The organism is Roseovarius gaetbuli, from assembly GCF_900172365.1.
Classification (GTDB): domain Bacteria; phylum Pseudomonadota; class Alphaproteobacteria; order Rhodobacterales; family Rhodobacteraceae; genus Roseovarius; species Roseovarius gaetbuli.
Genome location: NZ_FWFJ01000001.1, coordinates 67,010 through 82,030, shown reverse-complemented (window position 1 = coordinate 82,030; position 15,021 = coordinate 67,010). Strand labels below are relative to the sequence as shown.

General features: G+C 63.4%; 17 protein-coding genes. 12 read left to right on the top strand and 5 right to left on the bottom strand.

Annotation, left to right across the window (positions count from 1 at the left end; translation table 11 throughout):
* Positions 1 to 36: 36 nt before the first annotated feature.
* The gene (locus ROG8370_RS00380; RefSeq protein ID WP_085825108.1) at positions 37 to 864 is read left to right on the top strand and encodes a glycosyltransferase; all 828 of its coding nucleotides are present in this window, start codon (positions 37 to 39) and stop codon (positions 862 to 864) included.
* Positions 865 to 870: 6 nt separating this feature from the next.
* On the opposite strand, the gene ROG8370_RS00375 is transcribed toward ROG8370_RS00380, so the two are convergent.
* Positions 871 to 1,905 carry a LacI family DNA-binding transcriptional regulator gene (locus ROG8370_RS00375; RefSeq protein WP_085825107.1) on the bottom strand — a complete coding sequence of 345 codons (1,035 nt, stop codon included), beginning with the start codon at positions 1,903 to 1,905 and terminating at the stop codon, positions 871 to 873.
* A 135-nt stretch (positions 1,906 to 2,040) separates the two neighbouring features.
* Between ROG8370_RS00375 and denD the strand changes: the two genes are divergently transcribed.
* The 10 genes from denD to ROG8370_RS00325 all read left to right on the top strand — a co-directional run bounded on the left by denD (position 2,041) and on the right by ROG8370_RS00325 (position 10,663).
* Positions 2,041 to 3,030, top strand: coding sequence for a D-erythronate dehydrogenase (denD, locus tag ROG8370_RS00370; protein ID WP_085825263.1), 990 nt, complete (start codon positions 2,041 to 2,043; stop codon positions 3,028 to 3,030).
* Positions 3,031 to 3,057: 27 nt separating this feature from the next.
* Positions 3,058 to 4,026 (top strand): TRAP transporter substrate-binding protein, encoded by a 969-nt coding sequence (locus ROG8370_RS00365; protein ID WP_085825106.1) that lies wholly within the window; start codon positions 3,058 to 3,060, stop codon positions 4,024 to 4,026.
* 66 nt (positions 4,027 to 4,092) lie between these two features.
* A complete protein-coding gene (locus ROG8370_RS00360; protein ID WP_085825105.1) occupies positions 4,093 to 4,593 on the top strand; it encodes a TRAP transporter small permease in 501 nt (166 codons plus the stop codon).
* The gene (locus tag ROG8370_RS00355; RefSeq protein WP_085825104.1) at positions 4,590 to 5,876 is read left to right on the top strand and encodes a TRAP transporter large permease; all 1,287 of its coding nucleotides are present in this window, start codon (positions 4,590 to 4,592) and stop codon (positions 5,874 to 5,876) included. Before ROG8370_RS00360 ends, ROG8370_RS00355 begins: the two co-directional genes overlap by 4 nt.
* Positions 5,873 to 6,766, top strand: a complete 894-nt coding sequence (gene ltnD, locus ROG8370_RS00350) for an L-threonate dehydrogenase (RefSeq protein ID WP_085825103.1) — start codon at positions 5,873 to 5,875, stop codon at positions 6,764 to 6,766. Before ROG8370_RS00355 ends, ltnD begins: the two co-directional genes overlap by 4 nt.
* On the top strand, positions 6,766 to 8,016 hold the full coding sequence (gene otnK, locus ROG8370_RS00345) for a 3-oxo-tetronate kinase (RefSeq protein ID WP_085825262.1): 1,251 nt from the start codon (positions 6,766 to 6,768) through the stop codon (positions 8,014 to 8,016). The genes ltnD and otnK overlap by 1 nt, the downstream gene beginning before the upstream one ends.
* Positions 8,013 to 8,657, top strand: a complete 645-nt coding sequence (gene otnC, locus ROG8370_RS00340; RefSeq protein ID WP_085825102.1) for a 3-oxo-tetronate 4-phosphate decarboxylase — start codon at positions 8,013 to 8,015, stop codon at positions 8,655 to 8,657. Before otnK ends, otnC begins: the two co-directional genes overlap by 4 nt.
* Positions 8,657 to 9,427, top strand: a complete 771-nt coding sequence (locus ROG8370_RS00335) for a hydroxypyruvate isomerase family protein (RefSeq protein WP_085825101.1) — start codon at positions 8,657 to 8,659, stop codon at positions 9,425 to 9,427. The genes otnC and ROG8370_RS00335 overlap by 1 nt, the downstream gene beginning before the upstream one ends.
* Before the next feature lie 73 nt (positions 9,428 to 9,500).
* The gene (locus tag ROG8370_RS00330) at positions 9,501 to 10,133 is read left to right on the top strand and encodes a TetR/AcrR family transcriptional regulator (protein ID WP_085825100.1); all 633 of its coding nucleotides are present in this window, start codon (positions 9,501 to 9,503) and stop codon (positions 10,131 to 10,133) included.
* Positions 10,127 to 10,663 (top strand): isochorismatase family protein, encoded by a 537-nt coding sequence (locus tag ROG8370_RS00325; RefSeq protein WP_085825099.1) that lies wholly within the window; start codon positions 10,127 to 10,129, stop codon positions 10,661 to 10,663. The genes ROG8370_RS00330 and ROG8370_RS00325 overlap by 7 nt, the downstream gene beginning before the upstream one ends.
* A 41-nt stretch (positions 10,664 to 10,704) precedes the next feature.
* Here ROG8370_RS00325 and ROG8370_RS00320 read toward each other — a convergent pair whose 3' ends face one another.
* From ROG8370_RS00320 to ROG8370_RS00305, 4 genes are read right to left on the bottom strand one after another with little or no spacing between them, the layout of a single operon-like run.
* Positions 10,705 to 10,950 (bottom strand): MoaD/ThiS family protein, encoded by a 246-nt coding sequence (locus tag ROG8370_RS00320; RefSeq protein ID WP_085825098.1) that lies wholly within the window; start codon positions 10,948 to 10,950, stop codon positions 10,705 to 10,707.
* 4 nt (positions 10,951 to 10,954) lie between these two features.
* Complete coding sequence (locus tag ROG8370_RS00315) at positions 10,955 to 13,204, bottom strand: xanthine dehydrogenase family protein molybdopterin-binding subunit (protein ID WP_085825097.1); 2,250 nt, start codon at positions 13,202 to 13,204, stop codon at positions 10,955 to 10,957.
* Complete coding sequence (locus ROG8370_RS00310) at positions 13,204 to 13,683, bottom strand: (2Fe-2S)-binding protein (protein ID WP_085825096.1); 480 nt, start codon at positions 13,681 to 13,683, stop codon at positions 13,204 to 13,206. Before ROG8370_RS00310 ends, ROG8370_RS00315 begins: the two co-directional genes overlap by 1 nt.
* Complete coding sequence (locus tag ROG8370_RS00305; RefSeq protein WP_085825095.1) at positions 13,680 to 14,543, bottom strand: FAD binding domain-containing protein; 864 nt, start codon at positions 14,541 to 14,543, stop codon at positions 13,680 to 13,682. The genes ROG8370_RS00310 and ROG8370_RS00305 overlap by 4 nt, the downstream gene beginning before the upstream one ends.
* A gap of 265 nt (positions 14,544 to 14,808) precedes the next feature.
* Between ROG8370_RS00305 and ROG8370_RS00300 the strand changes: the two genes are divergently transcribed.
* A complete protein-coding gene (locus ROG8370_RS00300) occupies positions 14,809 to 15,021 on the top strand; it encodes a hypothetical protein (protein ID WP_085825094.1) in 213 nt (70 codons plus the stop codon).

Below are 15,021 nucleotides of genomic sequence, written 5' to 3'. Positions count from 1 at the left end.
GGCGTCAGGCGCTATTTCAACGGGTGGTGCAGGCTGATGGAGTTCACCATCATCATTCCGGTTTTCAATGCCGGTTCCAAAATCGCGCATACCATCGAAAGCCTGCTGTCCCAGACAGCGCTTGCCACAGGTGAGGCGCGCCTGAGTTGCATTGTCGTCGACGGGGCCTCGAGCGATGACACGCTTGATCATGTACGCGGCTTTGACGATCCGCGCATAACCATCCTGTCGGAACAAGACAGCGGCATGTATGACGCGCTTGCCAAGGGGCTTGCGCGCGCCGGGGGCGACGTCACCGGCTATCTGCCCGCGGGAGAGACCTTTGATCCCCACGCGTTTTCCGTGATCACCGAGGTCTTGTCGCGCTACCCCGAGGTTCAATGGGTCACCGGGCACGAGGTGACGCGCAATGAAAAGGGGCAGATCATCAATTGCCGCCTGCCGCATCCTTTTCGACGCTCCTTTTTCGATTGCGGCATGTACGGCACGCGTCTGACCGTCCTGCAGCAGGAAAGCACGCTCTGGCGCAGCGGCCTGAATACGCATTTCGATCTGGAAAAGCTGGCGACGTGCAAGCTGGCGGGCGACTATTTCCTTTGGCGTTCGCTCGCGCGCCACCAAGAGCTTTACGTGATCGACACCCATATCGGATCGTTCACGGTCGAGCCCGATCAGCTCTCGAAGCAGACGCCCGGTGGGTATCGCCGCGAAATTCGCGCCCTGCGGCGTCGCCCCAACCTGTTGGAGCGCCTGCACGCGCTGCTTTATCGCCAGTATGTCAAGCGCACCCGTCCGCAGAAAAAGGCGGCGCGGATGCTGCGGTATGATCATGACACTCAGCGGTGGCTTTTGACCAGGCCCTAAGCCGTCTCAGGCCGTCTGGCCGGGGATCAGGCGAAAGCCGACATCGCTTATCTTTTCCGGCATGCCGCCCTTGAAGCGCTGCAACAGCTGGCGCGCGGCCTCGGTGCCGATGGCGGCGCGGTTCGAGGCGGTGGTGGTCAGCGGCACCGGCAGCGCCTGACCGATCTCAAGCCCGTTGAACCCCGCCAAGGCAAGATCACCCGGCACCGAAATCCCCGCCGCCATACAGTGAAACATGCCGCCCACGGCCATATCGTCGTTCGAGAAATAAACCAGATCGGGCGGCTGTTCGGCCTCGGCCAAAAGCCGCGCCAGCCCCTCGCGCCCAAGGTTGACAGAGGACGGCCCCGCAAGCGTCAGGCACTGTGCAAGCTCTCTGCCGACCTCGCCAAGGGCGCCTCGAAACCCCTCAAGACGGGCCAGGGCGCGCAGGTCGCTGTCTATCGAATGGCCAAGATAGGCAAAGCGTTCATAGCCCCGCCCCACAAGGTAATGCGCCATCGCGCGCCCTGCCGAAAGGTGCGAGATTCCCACCGCCATATCGGTCGGGGTGGCATCGACATCCATGATTTCAACCACCGGCAATCCAGCGCGCAAAAGCAAGGCGCGGCTTGCTGCGGTCATATCTGCAGGCGCGATCACGATCCCGGCCGGACGCCACGACAAGAGGTTCTCGATCAGCCGCTCTTCGCGGGTCGGATCATAGTTCGAAATCCCCAGAACCGGTTGATAGCCGGCCTCCTCAAGGCGATCTTCAAGCCCTTTCAGCACATCGGCAAAGACGCTGTTGGACAGCGACGGCAGGATCACCCCCACCTGTCGCGACGCCCCGCCCGCAAGCGTGCCCGCAAGGCGGTTGGGCACATAGTTAAGCTCTCGCGCGGCTGCCTGCACCCGGTCCGCCGTGGCCTTGGCCACAAGCCCGCCCCCGCGCATGGCGCGGCTTGCAGTGATCTCGCTGACGCCGGCGGCGGCGGCCACCTGCGACAGGGTCGGGCGGCGGTTTGAAGCTGTGTTTTTCGGGATGTTGTTTTCGTCCATGGTGGGGGCATCATGCGTAAAAATGACAGGGCTGTCACATATTTTTGGCTTGTGGTCATCACTTTTCAGCATAGAACCGACCCTATTGACAGCGCTGTCATTGAGTGCAAGCTTGCCGCTCGGGAGGATGGACATTTGCGGATACTCGTCACCGGTGCTGCCGGATTCATTGGCCGTATGGTTGTCGGCGCGCTTGCGGCGCGCGATACGCTTGTGCTGAACGGGCAAGAGCGATGCATTTCGGCGATCCTTGCCTGCGACATGGCCGAAGCGCCGCTCGCCGATCTTGCCGCCAGCCATCGCCGCGTGCATGCCCTGCCCGGCGCGCTCTCTGATCCGGCGATATTGGCGCGTATCACCGAAGATTCGCCCGAACTTGTCATCCACCTTGCCGCCGTGGTTTCGGGACAGGCAGAGGCCGATTTCGACCTTGGCATGGCGGTGAACCTGCAGTCGACCATCGACCTTATCAACGCCTGCCGAGGCATGGCGCGCCCGCCGGTGTTTGTCTTTTCGTCCTCCGTGGCGGTGTTTTCCTGCGCTGCGAATGACACCATCTCCGAAGATACCCTGCCTGCGCCGCGCTCGTCCTATGGCACGCAAAAGCTCATGGGCGAACTCTTGGTGCGCGACGCCACGCGCAAGGGGTTTATCCTTGGCCGCAGTCTTCGGTTTCCAACGATTTCCGTGCGCCCCGGCGCGCCCAACAAGGCCGCGTCGAGCTTTGCCAGCGGTATCATCCGCGAACCTTTGGCCGGGCAAGAGGCGCCTTTGCCGGTGGGGCGCGATCTGCGGCTGCACCTTGCTTCGCCTGCCAAGGCGCTTGAGTATACGCTGGCCGCCTGTGGCCTTGACCAGAATGCGCTTGGCGAGACAACGACCATCACCCTGCCCGGCATTACCGTCACCGTGGGCGAGATGCTTGAAACCCTGCGCCGGGTTGCGGGCGACCGGGTTGCCGACCGCGTCAGGCCCGCCCCCGACGCCACCATTGCCGCCATCGTCAATAGCTGGCCGGGCGAGATCATCACGCCGCGCGCCCGCGCGCTTGGCTTTACCCCCGACGCCGCCTTTACCAATCTTGTTCAGGATCACATGACCGCCATGGGCCTGAGCCAGAGCTAACCACAGTCAATTCCAGGGAGGATACCAATGAAACATTTCCTAACCGGCGCCATCGTCGCCGCCGCACTGGCCACCTCGGCCCAGGCCCAGCAAAACATCGTCGTCGGCCATGCCCTGTCGACCGCCTCGCATTACGGCGTCGGAGCGCAGGCCTTCATCGACACCCTGACCGAGCTTTCGGGCGGCGCCTTTACCGGCGAACAGGCCCCTGCGGGCCAGCTTGGCGGCGAGCGTGACATGATCGAGGGGCTTCAGATCGGCTCGCTTGACGTGGTCATCACCTCGACCGGCCCGCTTGGCAACTTCGTGCCGGAAATCTATGCGCTCGACCTGCCGTTCCTGTTTCGCGATTACGCCCATGCCCGCACCACGCTTGACGGCGACATCGGTCAGGAATTGCTCGACAAGATCGGTGAGAACAACCTTGTCGGCCTTGCCTGGTCGGAAAACGGCTTTCGCCACGTGACCAATTCACAGCACGCCGTTCGCACCCCGGCCGATCTTGACGGGCTCAAGCTGCGCACGATGGAAAACAAGGTCCATATGGCCGCGTTCCAGGGCATGGGCGCCTCGCCCACACCGATGGCCTTTCCAGAGCTGTTCACCGCTTTGCAACAGGGCGTTGTCGACGGTCAGGAAAACCCAGTGACCGTGATCACCGCCTCGAAATTCTGGGAGGTGCAGAAATACGTCTCGCTCACCGGCCATGTCTATTCGCCCGCCGTCGTGCTGGCCTCGCCGATCCTGCTTGATGGGCTGAGCGACGAACAGCGCGGCTGGTTTCAGGCCGCCGCCGATGCCTCGGCCGCCGCGACCCGCGCCGAGGTGAACCGCCTTGAAGAGGCCGGCGTTGCGCTCCTGCGTGAAAACGGCATGGAGGTGATCACCGATATCGACAAGGCCCCCTTTGCCGAGCTGGCGGCGGCCTCGTCCTATAGTGTTTATACCGACCAATATGGCACCGAAATGGTTGAGCGTATTCAGGCCGTTAAGTAACGTATTTAAAGTGAATGGACCGGCGCGGACCACTCTGCGCCGGTTCTGTCTTTACTGGGGATCCGCATGGGCCTGTTTCTGAAATTCGAGGATCTGACCACCGGCATCGCCCTGCGTCTGTCGATCCTGTTTCTGGTGATTGCCACCTCGCTGGCGCTCTATCAGGTCACCACCCGCTTTGTCTTTGGCCACCCCTCGACATGGTCCGAGGTGATCACCCGCTCGGCCATGATCTGGTCGATCTTTACCGGCGTCGCGGTGGCGTTTCGCCATGGCTCGATGATCGCGGTCGAGATCATTCAGCGCATGTTGCCGCGCCGGCTTGGGCTCGCTCTCTACCTCTTTGCCTCATCGCTTTCGGTCATCTTCTTTTCGATCCTGTTCTGGCAGGGCTGGTCGATGACCGAACGAGTCATGCGCCAGAAATTGGCGGCTTTGGAAATCTCGATCGCCTGGGTCTATGCGGCGCTGCCGGTGGGCTCGGTCTTTACCATCATCGCCGTTCTGGCCTGCATGCTGCGGGCCTGGCAAGACGGGCTTGAGCCGCTCACCGAGGTGAAGGCATGAATACCGCCCTCGCCCTGTCGGTTGCGATCTTTTTCCTGCTTGGGGTGCCGATTGCCGTGGCGATTGGTCTGGCCTCGATCATCGGGATCGAGGTGCAGGGCCGCCTGCCCCTCCTGCTTGTGGCGCAGCGCATGTTCACCGGGGTCGACAGCTTTCCTCTGATGGCGATTCCGCTTTTCATTCTGGCCGGCAACCTGATGTCGGCGGGCGGGATTTCGCACCGCTTGGTTGAGCTGGCAAAATCCATCGTCGGCGGCATTCAGGGCGGGCTTGCGGCCTCTTGCGTGCTGACCTGCATGATGTTTGCAAGCGTGTCCGGCTCGTCGGTCGCCACCACCTTTGCCATCGGCGCGATCCTTATTCCGGCGATGGTCAAGCACGGCTATCCGGCGCCGATGGCCGCCTCGGTTCAGGCCAGCTCTGCCGAGTTGGGCGTGTTAATTCCGCCCTCTATCCCGCTTATCCTTTATGGCGTGTCCACCGACACCTCGATCGGTCAGCTGTTTCTGGCCGGTATCGGGCCAGGGTTTCTGGTGGCCGGCTCGCTGATGGCGCTGGTGCTGATCCTGTGTCGGCTGCGCGGCATCGGCAAGACCGACGGCGCCGATCGCCCGCGCCTTGGCACCGCCTTTGTCGCTGCCCTGCCGGCACTTGTGGTGCCTTTCGTGATCATCGGCGGCATCTATTCGGGCGTCTTCACCCCGACCGAGGCAAGTGCCGCCGCCGTGGCCGCCGCGATCCTTGTCGGCATGGCGTTTTACCGCGAGCTCAAGCTCGCCGATCTGCCAGACATCCTGAAGGCAACGGTGATTTCGACCTCGGCGATCATGCTGATCATTTCGGGGGCGGCGCTGTTTTCCTTCTTGATCACGCGCTCTGGCCTGCCCAATGAAATCGCCGCCTGGTTCAAGGATGTATTCGAAAGCCGGATCGCCTTTCTTCTGGCGGTGAATGTCCTGTTGCTGATCGTGGGGATGTTCATCGAGACCTCGGCGGCGATCCTTGTTCTGGCGCCGATCCTTGCGCCGATTGCCGTCGCCTACGGCGTTGATCCCGTGCATTTTGGCCTGATCATCGTGGTCAATCTCGCCCTTGGCATGATCACCCCGCCGCTTGGCGTGAACCTCTTTGCCGCCTGCGCGGTGGCCAAGCTTCCGGTCGAGGCAATCATCCCACAGCTTTTGTGGTTCGTGCTCACCGTCTTTGGCGCGCTGATGATCATCACCTATGTGCCCGCCATCACCCTCTGGCCGATGCAAACCATTCTGGGAATCACACCATGACGACGCAGATCATCCATATCCTTGGCCTCGGCTCTATGGGGCTTGGCATGGCCAAATCGCTGTTGCGCGCGGGCCACGAGGTTTACGGCTTTGACACCAATTCCGACCGCCTTGCAGAGTTTCGCGCCGCCGGTGGCGCGGCGCTGACGCGCGAAAGCCCGGCGGCGCAGGCCTTGGTCTGTGTCGTGCTGAACGCCGATCAGACCCGCGGGGCGCTGTTTGGCGATGCCGGCTGGGCCAGCGGCCTTGTGGCGGGTGGCACGATCATAAGCTGCGCCACGGTCGCGCCGGATTTCGCCGCTGAGATGCAAGAGATCGCCCATGAACGCGGGCTGACCTATCTTGATGCACCGATTTCCGGCGGCGCGATCAAGGCGGCAGAGGGCAAGCTTTCGATCATGGCCTCTGGCACGCAGGCGGCCTTTGACGGCGCGGCACCGGCACTTGCGGCCATGGCCGAAACCCTCCACCGTCTGGGCGAGACGGCCGGCCCCGGATCGGCGATGAAGGCGGTCAATCAACTGCTCGCGGGCGTGCACATCGCCGCCATGGGCGAGGCGCTTGCCTTTGCCACGTCGCAGGGGCTTGATCTGGCCCGCGTGCTTGATGTGATCGGGGTTTCGGCCGGAACCTCATGGATGTTTGAAAACCGCGCCCCGCATGTGATCGAGGCCGATTATACGCCCCGCTCGACCATCGACATCTGGCCAAAGGATCTTGGGATTGTCACCGATATCGCTGGCGAGTCCGGGCTTGAGTTGCCCCTGACACAAGCCGCGCTCGGGCAATATCGCGCCGCCTCTGCCGCCGGCATGGGGGCGATGGATGATGCCGCGATCACCCGCCATATCACGGCGCGCGCCGGGCTCAAACTGCCGGGGGATGCGTGATGCTTTTGGGCTGTATCGGCGATGATTTCACCGGCTCGTCGGACCTTGGCAACACGCTGACCAAGGCGGGCATGCGGTCTGTGCAATATGTCGGCGTGCCCGATGCGCCCGCCGCGCCCGATGTCGAGGCCGGGATTGTCGCGCTCAAATCCCGTTCGATCCCGGCGGCCGAGGCCGTGGCGCAATCGCTGGCCGCGTTAAAATGGCTGCGCGATCAGGGCTGTACGCAGTTTTTGTTCAAATACTGCTCGACCTTTGATTCCACGCCCGAGGGCAATATCGGCCCTGTCGCCGAAGCGCTTGCCGATGCGCTTGGCGCAACAGAGGTCATCGTCTGCCCGGCCTTTCCCGCCACCGGGCGCTCGATCTACCAGGGGCATTTGTTTGTCGGTGATCACTTGCTCAGCGAAAGCGGCATGCAACATCACCCGCTCACCCCGATGCGCGACCCGGATCTGCGCCGCTGGCTCGCGCATCAGACCCGCGGCACCGTCGGCCATGTCCCCGCCACCGCCGTGATGGGCGGGGTCGGACGCGTGCGCGCGGCCCTCAGCGGCGAGGCGGCAAAGGGCCATCGCCTTATCGTCACCGACGCGATCACCGATGCGGACCTGATCACGCTTGGCCATGCGGCGGCTGATCACGTGCTGATCACGGGCGGGTCGGGCATCGCCATGGGACTGCCCGAGAATTTCCGCGCCAAGGGGCTGTTGTCGGGGCGCGCCGGGGAATGGCGCGGCCAAGGCGGCCCTGTGGTCGCGCTGTCCGGCTCTTGCTCTGGCGCGACGCGCGCGCAGGTCGCGGCGCATGCCGCCAGCCACCCTAGCCGCGAAATCACCGCCGACGAGGTGATCAGCGACGAGGTGGATGCCGACACTCTCGCCACATGGGCACTTGGCCAGGACGGCGTGCCGCTGATCTATTCCTCGGCTGACCCGGATGCGGTGAGCGCCGCGCAGGCCCGCCACGGTGCGGCGCCGCTGGCCGAGGCCATTGAAACCCTGTTTGCCGATCTTGCCCGCGCGCTCGCCGCCAAGGGCGTGACCCGCCTGATCAGTGCCGGCGGCGAGACCTCTGGCGCAGTGGTGTCGGGGCTTGGCGTGACAGAGTTTGAAATCGGCCCCGAGATTGATCCCGGCGTGCCGATGATCCGCGCCAATGACAGCCTTGTTCTGGCCCTCAAATCCGGTAACTTCGGCGCAGCGGACTTCTTTGCCAAGGCCGCCGCCATGATGGAGGGCACAGCGTGAGCGACAGCAAACTTCGCGAGGATCTGTGCTTTTGGGCCGCCTCCCTGTTTGATCGCGGCCTCACCGGCGGGGCCTCGGGCAATATCTCGGTGCGCACGCCCGATGGCGGGCTTTTTGTCACGCCCACCGGCGTCAGCCTTGGCCGCCTTGATCCCGCCGCGCTCAGCCGCTTTGACGCGCAGGGCAATCATATCGACGGCCCTGCCCCGACCAAGGAAATGCCGCTTCATTCGGCGTTCTACGAGACCCGCACCAATGCCGGCGCGGTGGTTCATCTGCACTCGACCCATTCCGTCGCACTCTCGATGCTGCCCGAGACCGACCCCGAGGATGCAATCCCGCCGCTCACCGCCTATGCGGTGATGCGGGTGGGCAAGGTGGCGCTTTTGCCGTTCTTCGTGCCGGGTGATCCGGCCATGGCCGATGCGCTGCGCGGGCTTGGGGGGCGGCGCTCGGCGGTTTTGCTCGCCAATCACGGGCCTGTGGTGGCGTCCAAAGACCTTGAGGCGGCGGTGTTTGCCATGGAAGAGCTGGAAGAAACCGCAAAACTCGCGCTCTTGCTGCGCGGCACCGGGGCACGCCCCTTGCGCGGCGATCAAATCGCGCAGGTCGTGGATAAATTCAAGCTGGACTGGGACTGATGCAATTTTCCGCCAACCTTGGCTTTCTGTTCACCGATCTGCCCTTGCCCGAGGCGATTCACGCGGCCCGCAAAGCCGGGTTTGACGCGGTCGAATGTCACTTTCCCTATGACACGCCCGCCGCCGAAGTGGCGCAGGCCTTGCGCGACACCGGGCTTTCGATGCTTGGCCTCAACACCTGGCCGGGCAATCGCGCCGCGGGGGATTTTGGCCTTGCGGCCCTTGCCGGTCGCGAGCATGAGGCCCGCGTTGCGATTGACCAAGCGATTGAATATGCAACACAAATCAAGGCGCGCGCCGTGCATGTCATGGCAGGAGTTACCGATGGCGGTAAGGCGGCCGAGGCCAGCTTTCGCGCCAATCTGGCCTATGCCTGCGATCGCGCCGCGCCGCATGAGATCACTATTCTGATCGAGCCTATCAATCGGCGCGACGTGCCGGGCTATCACCTCTCAAGCACGGACCACGCCGCGCGGATCATCACCGATCTTGGCCGCGAAAATCTTAAGCTGATGTTTGATTGCTACCACCTGCAGATCATGGAAGGCGACCTTTTTACCCGGTTTCAGGTGCTGCGCCCGCTCATCGGCCATGTGCAATTTGCCGCTGTGCCGGATCGCGGTGAGCCGGATAGCGGCGAGATCAATTACGCCTGGCTCTTGCCCGCGATGGCGGCGGCGGGGTACAGCGCGCCCTTTGGCGCCGAATATCGGCCGCGCGCCGCGACCACCGCCGAAGGGCTTGGCTGGATGGCGGCATTTCGCGGCTAATCCCTTGGCAATCCGCCTGCCCGCATGCTAGAAATTGAACGGTGTTCGATTTCCCCAAAGCGGTGCCCGCCAGATGCCAGCCCCCCGCCCCAAACGCCCGCGCGCAGACACCGAGGCCAAGCGCGCGCTGATCCTTGATGCCGCTGCGCAGATTTTTGCGCAGGACGGACTTGAAGGCGCAAGCCTCCGGGCGGTGGCGGCGCGTGCAGGCTATACTCCGGCGGCGCTTTACTTTCATTTCGCCTCGAAAGAGGCGCTTTACGCCGAGGTTCTGATGGCCTCGCTGGCACGCCTTGGCGCGGCGACCACGGCGGGCGAGGCCGGCGAAACCGCCTCCGCACGCCTTAACGCGGCGGCGATGGCGTTTTTCACCTATTACGCCGACCATCCCCGCGATCTTGACCTCGGGTTCTACCTGTTTCGCGGCGGCATGAAGCCCGCCGGCCTTGGCCGTGACCACGACGAGGCGCTCAACGCGGCCCTTGAGGACGCGCTTGCACCGATCTCGCGCGCGGCGATTGATCTTGGTGTGTCAGACCATGACGCCAAGCTTTTGACCGTCGATCTTTTTGCCCATGCCACCGGATTGCTGTTGTTGCTGCACACCGGACGCATTCGTATGTTCGGCGCCTCTGCCCCCGATATGATGGCGCGTTATATCGCCGAGAAAACCGCCACCCTTACGACAGGACACGGCCCATGCTGACAATTGACGCGCGCACCTCGCACCTTTTGGTGATCGACTTTCAGGCGCGCCTTATGCCCGCCATTCACGACAGCGCGCCGGTGGTGCAGAACGCCGGGCGCCTGTTATCGGCGGCGCGGCGCCTTGAATTACCGATTTCCTATACCGAGCAGAACCCCAAGGGCCTTGGCACCACCCTGCCCGAGCTTGCGCCCGAGCCGGGCGAAGAAGTCCTCCACAAGATGACGTTTGATGCCTGTCGCACCCCCGAGGTGACCGCACATCTTGCCGATAACACGGCGCTTGTCGTCATGGGCTGCGAGGCGCATGTCTGCGTGCTTCAAACCGTGCTTGGCCTCTTGTCCGATGGCCGCCGCGTCTATGTGGTGGCAGACGCCATCGGGTCGCGTATGGAGGAAAACCGGCGCGCCGCACTGGGGCGTATGGCGCATCACGGGGCCGAGATTGTAACTACGGAAATGGTGATCTTCGAGTGGATGACAACTGCCGAGCACCCTGAATTCCGTGATATTGTGAAGCTGGTAAAGTAGATTTATAATAAAGGCATAACTGTCACTGTTGATGCATTACATCAACCACCCTTGAGGCGGCGTAACAAGACAACCTCGCTCTCCTCAGAGATTGGCGTGAACCAGCTGTCGTTGTAAACGCGGCCGTCAATTGCCACCGAAATCCCGCGCTCAAGCTGCGGGCGCAGGCCGGGATATTCCCCGGCCAGCCCATCCAGCAACTCGCGCAGGGTGTCGGCCTTGATCTCGACCTCGGTTTGGCCTTCGGTAAATTCGGCGAGTGAGCCCCAGACGCGCACCTTGACCATGCCCTTAGCCGCCCTTTTGCCCCTGAATGGCGGCAAGAATGCGTGGCGGTGACATTGGCAGGTCGGTCATCCGCACCCCCGCCGCCGCCGACACGGCATTGGCGATGGCCGCAAGCGGAGGCACGATTGGCGTCTCGCCAACCCCGCGCACACCATACGGATGCCCCGGATTGGCAATCTCAAGGATCACCGTGTCGATCATCGGCAAGTCCGAGGCGACCGGAATACGGTAGTCGAGGAAGCCGGCATTTTGCAGAACGCCATCCTCCCCGTAAATGTATTCCTCGTTCAGCGCCCAACCGATGCCCTGCACCGCGCCGCCCTGAAACTGGCCTTCGACATAGGCCGGATGCACCGCCTTGCCGGCATCCTGAAACACCGTATAGCGCAGGATTTTCGGCGCGCCGGTGTCGGGATCGACCTCGACATCCACCATATGGGTGCCAAAACTGACGCCGGCGCCCTCGGCATTGACCTCGTAATGCCCGGCAATCGGCCCGCCGGTGTTGCTGGCAATCGCGGCGATTTCCTTTAGGGTCATCGGGTCATGCTTGCCCGCATTCGGGCCCGCCGGGCGCGCCGCGCCATCGACCCATTCGACCGCCTCTTCGTCGATGCCCCAGACCATCGCGGCGCGTTTGCACATCTCGCGCTTGGCGTTGCGGGCGGCCTCAATCGTGGCAAGACCAACGGCAAAGGTCACCCGAGAACCGTCGGTCACCTCGTTCTGACCAAGCGATCCGGTGTCGGCGATGATCGTGCGGACCTGTGTGTAAGGAATGCCAAGCTCTTCGGCGGCCATCATCGTCATCGAGGCGCGCGAACCGCCGATATCGGGGTTGCCCTCGGAGACGGTGACCGTGCCATCGGGGGTAACATTGAGGGTCACACAGGTATCGCCACCGAAGTTGAACCAAAAGCCACAGGCAACGCCCCGCCCCTGGTTTTCACCCAAGGGCGCGGTCCAATGCGGATGTGCCCTGGCCGCCTCTAGCGTGGCCTCAAGGCCGATCGCCGGAAAGGTCGGCCCGTAAGAGGCAACAGTGCCCTCGCGCGCGGCATTCTTTAGGCGCACCTCAAGCGGATCAAGGCCAAAGCCCTTGGCCAACTCATCCACCGCGCTTTCCACGGCAAAGGCCGCCATCGGCGCGCCCGGCGCACGGTAAGCGGCGGCCTTGGGGCGGTTGGTGACCACGTCAAAGCCGACGGTTTTCACGTTCTCAAGGTCATAGGGCGCAAAGGCCGACATCGAGCCCATATCGACCGGCGAGCCGGGGTATGCCCCGCCCTGATAGCGCAATTGCGCGAAACCGGCGGTGATGCGGCCATCCTTGGTCATGCCGATCTTGACATCAATCGAGCTTGACGAGGTCGGCCCGGTGGCGCGCAGAACCTCGGAGCGGCTCATCACCATCTTGACCGGGCGCCCGGAAAGTTTCGACAGCAACAAGGCAACAGGCTCCAGAAAGACCGTGGTCTTGCCGCCAAACCCGCCGCCGATCTCGCTTGCGGTGACGCGAAGCTGGCCCTGTTCCATGCCGAGGATCGCCGCGCAGGTGTTGCGCACCATGTAATGGCCCTGCGTACAGCACCACAGATCGGCCTGCCCGTCCGGGCCCATCGTCGCCAAACACGCATGCGGCTCGATATAGCCCTGATGGGTGGCGCCGGTGCGATAGGTGCGCTCGACCACGCGGTCGGCCTCAGCCAGCCCCTTGTCGATATCGCCATGCCCGAACTCGACCCGCGACATCACGTTTTGCGAATAGCCTTCGGGCACGCTCTCTTCCTGACGGCCCCTGTGCAGAACCGGCGCGTCGGGTTTCATCGCCGCGTCGACATCGCTCACATGCGCCAGAACCTCATATTCGACCTCGATAAGGCGCAGGGCCTTGCGCGCCACGGCAGCACTTGAGGCGGCAACGGCGGCCACCGCGTGCCCGTCGTAAAGTGCCTTGTCACCGGCCATGCAATTGTCGATCACATCGGCCACGCTATCGGGCACAGCGCCGAAATCGGCACGTGTCACCACGGCCTTGACGCCCGAAAGTGCGCGCGCCTTCGAGGTGTCGATCTTGACGATCCGGGCATGGGCATGCGGGCTGCGCAACACGCGCCCCACCAGCATGCCGGGGGCAACGATATCGGCGCCAAAGCGGGCGCGACCAGTGACCTTGTCAATGCCATCGGGGCGCAGCGGGCGCGTGCCGACAACCTTGAAGGTCCGGGGTTTGTCTGAGCTGTCCAATGCCATCACGAAGCCCTCCGCAGATCCGCCGCCGTTTCCATCACGGCGCGGATGATTTTGTCATATCCGGTGCAGCGGCAGAGATTGCCCGCCAGCCAATAGCGCACCTCTTCCTCTGTCGGATCGGGGTTCTTTTCCAGAAGCGATTTCGCCGCCACAAGGATGCCCGGCGTGCAGATGCCGCATTGCAGGGCGGCCATCTCGATGAACTTCTGTTGCAGCGGGTGCAGTTGATCGCCCGTGGCCATGCCCTCGATGGTGGTGACCTCGCGGCCCTCGGCCTCGGCCCCCAGCATCAGACAGGAACAGACCAGCCGCCCATCAACCGTGACCGAACAGGCGCCGCAATCTCCGGTGCCGCAGCCCTCTTTCGAGCCGGTCATGCCAAGCCGGTCGCGCAGCACATCCAAAAGCGTGTCTTCGGCCTCGCACAGAAATTCCGTGGCGTCGCCGTTGATCGAGGTTGTTACGTGAATCTGGCTCATGCGGTTTCTCCTTTTGCGCGGATCGCGGCGATCTCGGTCGCGCGGCGGGCCAGAACGCCCGCGACGTGGCGGCGAAAATCAACCGTGCCGCGTTTGTCGTCAATCGGGGTGGCCGCAGCCGAACAGACGGCGGCCAGATCCTCCAGAGCGTCGCCTTTGGGCGCGCGGCCAATCAGGGCCTCGGCGCCCGCCTCGACCAGCATCACCTTGGGGCCAACCGCGCCAAGCGAGACGCGCGCCGCACTGACCTTGCCCGCGCCGTCAAGCACAAGCGAAACGCCACAGCCGACCACGGCGATATCCATCTCGGTGCGCGGGATAAAGCGCAGATAGGCATCGCCACCGTGCTCGGGCTTTGCGGGTAAAAACACCGAGGCGATGAATTCGCCCGGCGCCAGCGTGGTCTTGCCCGGGCTTGCGGGCACGTCGATCACCGCGACATCGCGGCTGCCCTTGGGGCCGACGATCCGCAGGGTGGCATTGGCCGCAACCATCGCGGGCACGCTATCGGCGGCCGGCGAAGCATTGCAGAGGTTGCCCGCCAGTGTCGCGCGGCCCTGTACCTGGGTCGAGCCGATCAGACCCACGGCCTCGACCACGCCGGGCCAATCGCGGAGAAGCCCGGCATGCTCGCCCATCTCGGCCCCCGAGACAGCCGCGCCGATGCGCCAGCCGCCGTTTTCGGCCGTGATGTCCTTCATGCCGGCAATCCGCTTGATATCGACCACAAGGTCCGGCTCAAGCATCTCGGCGCGCAGTTTCACCAGCAAATCGGTGCCCCCGGCCAGAACATAAGCCCCCTCGGTCGCGGCCAATAGATCAACCGCGGCCTCAACGCTGTTTGGCGCCTCATATCGCATCTTTGATGTCCTTTCCCTGCTTGCGGCCCGTGGCGCGTTTGCACCAGACTCGGGGTCGCTTTGACGTGACTATCTCGCAACTTGCGCCCCGGTGCAAACAGGTCTGCGACACGCCGCCGATCGCCAGCGTCACCGCAATTTTTGGCCCCTTTTAACGTGAATTCCGCCTTTTGCCACGCGATTGCACCGGTGAGGGGCCAAATCCGCCTTAATTTCATGCCAATCAATTGACGTCACGTTACCGCAGTCACGCAAGAGGTTCGGTATGTCTTTTCACGCCCCCGCGTCATCGTTACGGCAAAAACCGCCGCGCCATGCGCTATTGTTCGAACTGATCCGTCAGCGCAGCATGGCGAAACACGTCAACAAACGGGTTTTGAGCCGACCGCCGCATGATCCGGGCGACCTTGCGGCGATCGCCCGCGCAGCGGAACACTCGCTTGGCTTGCCCCCAGAGACCCAACCGCCGGTTTTATGA

What these genes read in the sequence shown, in the direction of transcription:
- ROG8370_RS00380 (WP_085825108.1), top strand. Translation starts at nt 37, where the DNA reads ATGGAGTTCACCATCATCATTCCGGTTTTCAATGCCGGTTCCAAAATC.
- ROG8370_RS00375 (WP_085825107.1), bottom strand. Translation starts at nt 1,905, where the DNA reads ATGGACGAAAACAACATCCCGAAAAACACAGCTTCAAACCGCCGCCCG.
- ROG8370_RS00365 (WP_085825106.1), top strand. Translation starts at nt 3,058, where the DNA reads ATGAAACATTTCCTAACCGGCGCCATCGTCGCCGCCGCACTGGCCACC.
- ROG8370_RS00360 (WP_085825105.1), top strand. Translation starts at nt 4,093, where the DNA reads ATGGGCCTGTTTCTGAAATTCGAGGATCTGACCACCGGCATCGCCCTG.
- ROG8370_RS00355 (WP_085825104.1), top strand. Translation starts at nt 4,590, where the DNA reads ATGAATACCGCCCTCGCCCTGTCGGTTGCGATCTTTTTCCTGCTTGGG.
- ltnD (WP_085825103.1), top strand. Translation starts at nt 5,873, where the DNA reads ATGACGACGCAGATCATCCATATCCTTGGCCTCGGCTCTATGGGGCTT.
- otnK (WP_085825262.1), top strand. Translation starts at nt 6,766, where the DNA reads ATGCTTTTGGGCTGTATCGGCGATGATTTCACCGGCTCGTCGGACCTT.
- ROG8370_RS00335 (WP_085825101.1), top strand. Translation starts at nt 8,657, where the DNA reads ATGCAATTTTCCGCCAACCTTGGCTTTCTGTTCACCGATCTGCCCTTG.
- ROG8370_RS00330 (WP_085825100.1), top strand. Translation starts at nt 9,501, where the DNA reads ATGCCAGCCCCCCGCCCCAAACGCCCGCGCGCAGACACCGAGGCCAAG.
- ROG8370_RS00325 (WP_085825099.1), top strand. Translation starts at nt 10,127, where the DNA reads ATGCTGACAATTGACGCGCGCACCTCGCACCTTTTGGTGATCGACTTT.
- ROG8370_RS00320 (WP_085825098.1), bottom strand. Translation starts at nt 10,950, where the DNA reads ATGGTCAAGGTGCGCGTCTGGGGCTCACTCGCCGAATTTACCGAAGGC.
- ROG8370_RS00315 (WP_085825097.1), bottom strand. Translation starts at nt 13,204, where the DNA reads ATGGCATTGGACAGCTCAGACAAACCCCGGACCTTCAAGGTTGTCGGC.
- ROG8370_RS00310 (WP_085825096.1), bottom strand. Translation starts at nt 13,683, where the DNA reads ATGAGCCAGATTCACGTAACAACCTCGATCAACGGCGACGCCACGGAA.
- ROG8370_RS00305 (WP_085825095.1), bottom strand. Translation starts at nt 14,543, where the DNA reads ATGCGATATGAGGCGCCAAACAGCGTTGAGGCCGCGGTTGATCTATTG.
- ROG8370_RS00300 (WP_085825094.1), top strand. Translation starts at nt 14,809, where the DNA reads ATGTCTTTTCACGCCCCCGCGTCATCGTTACGGCAAAAACCGCCGCGC.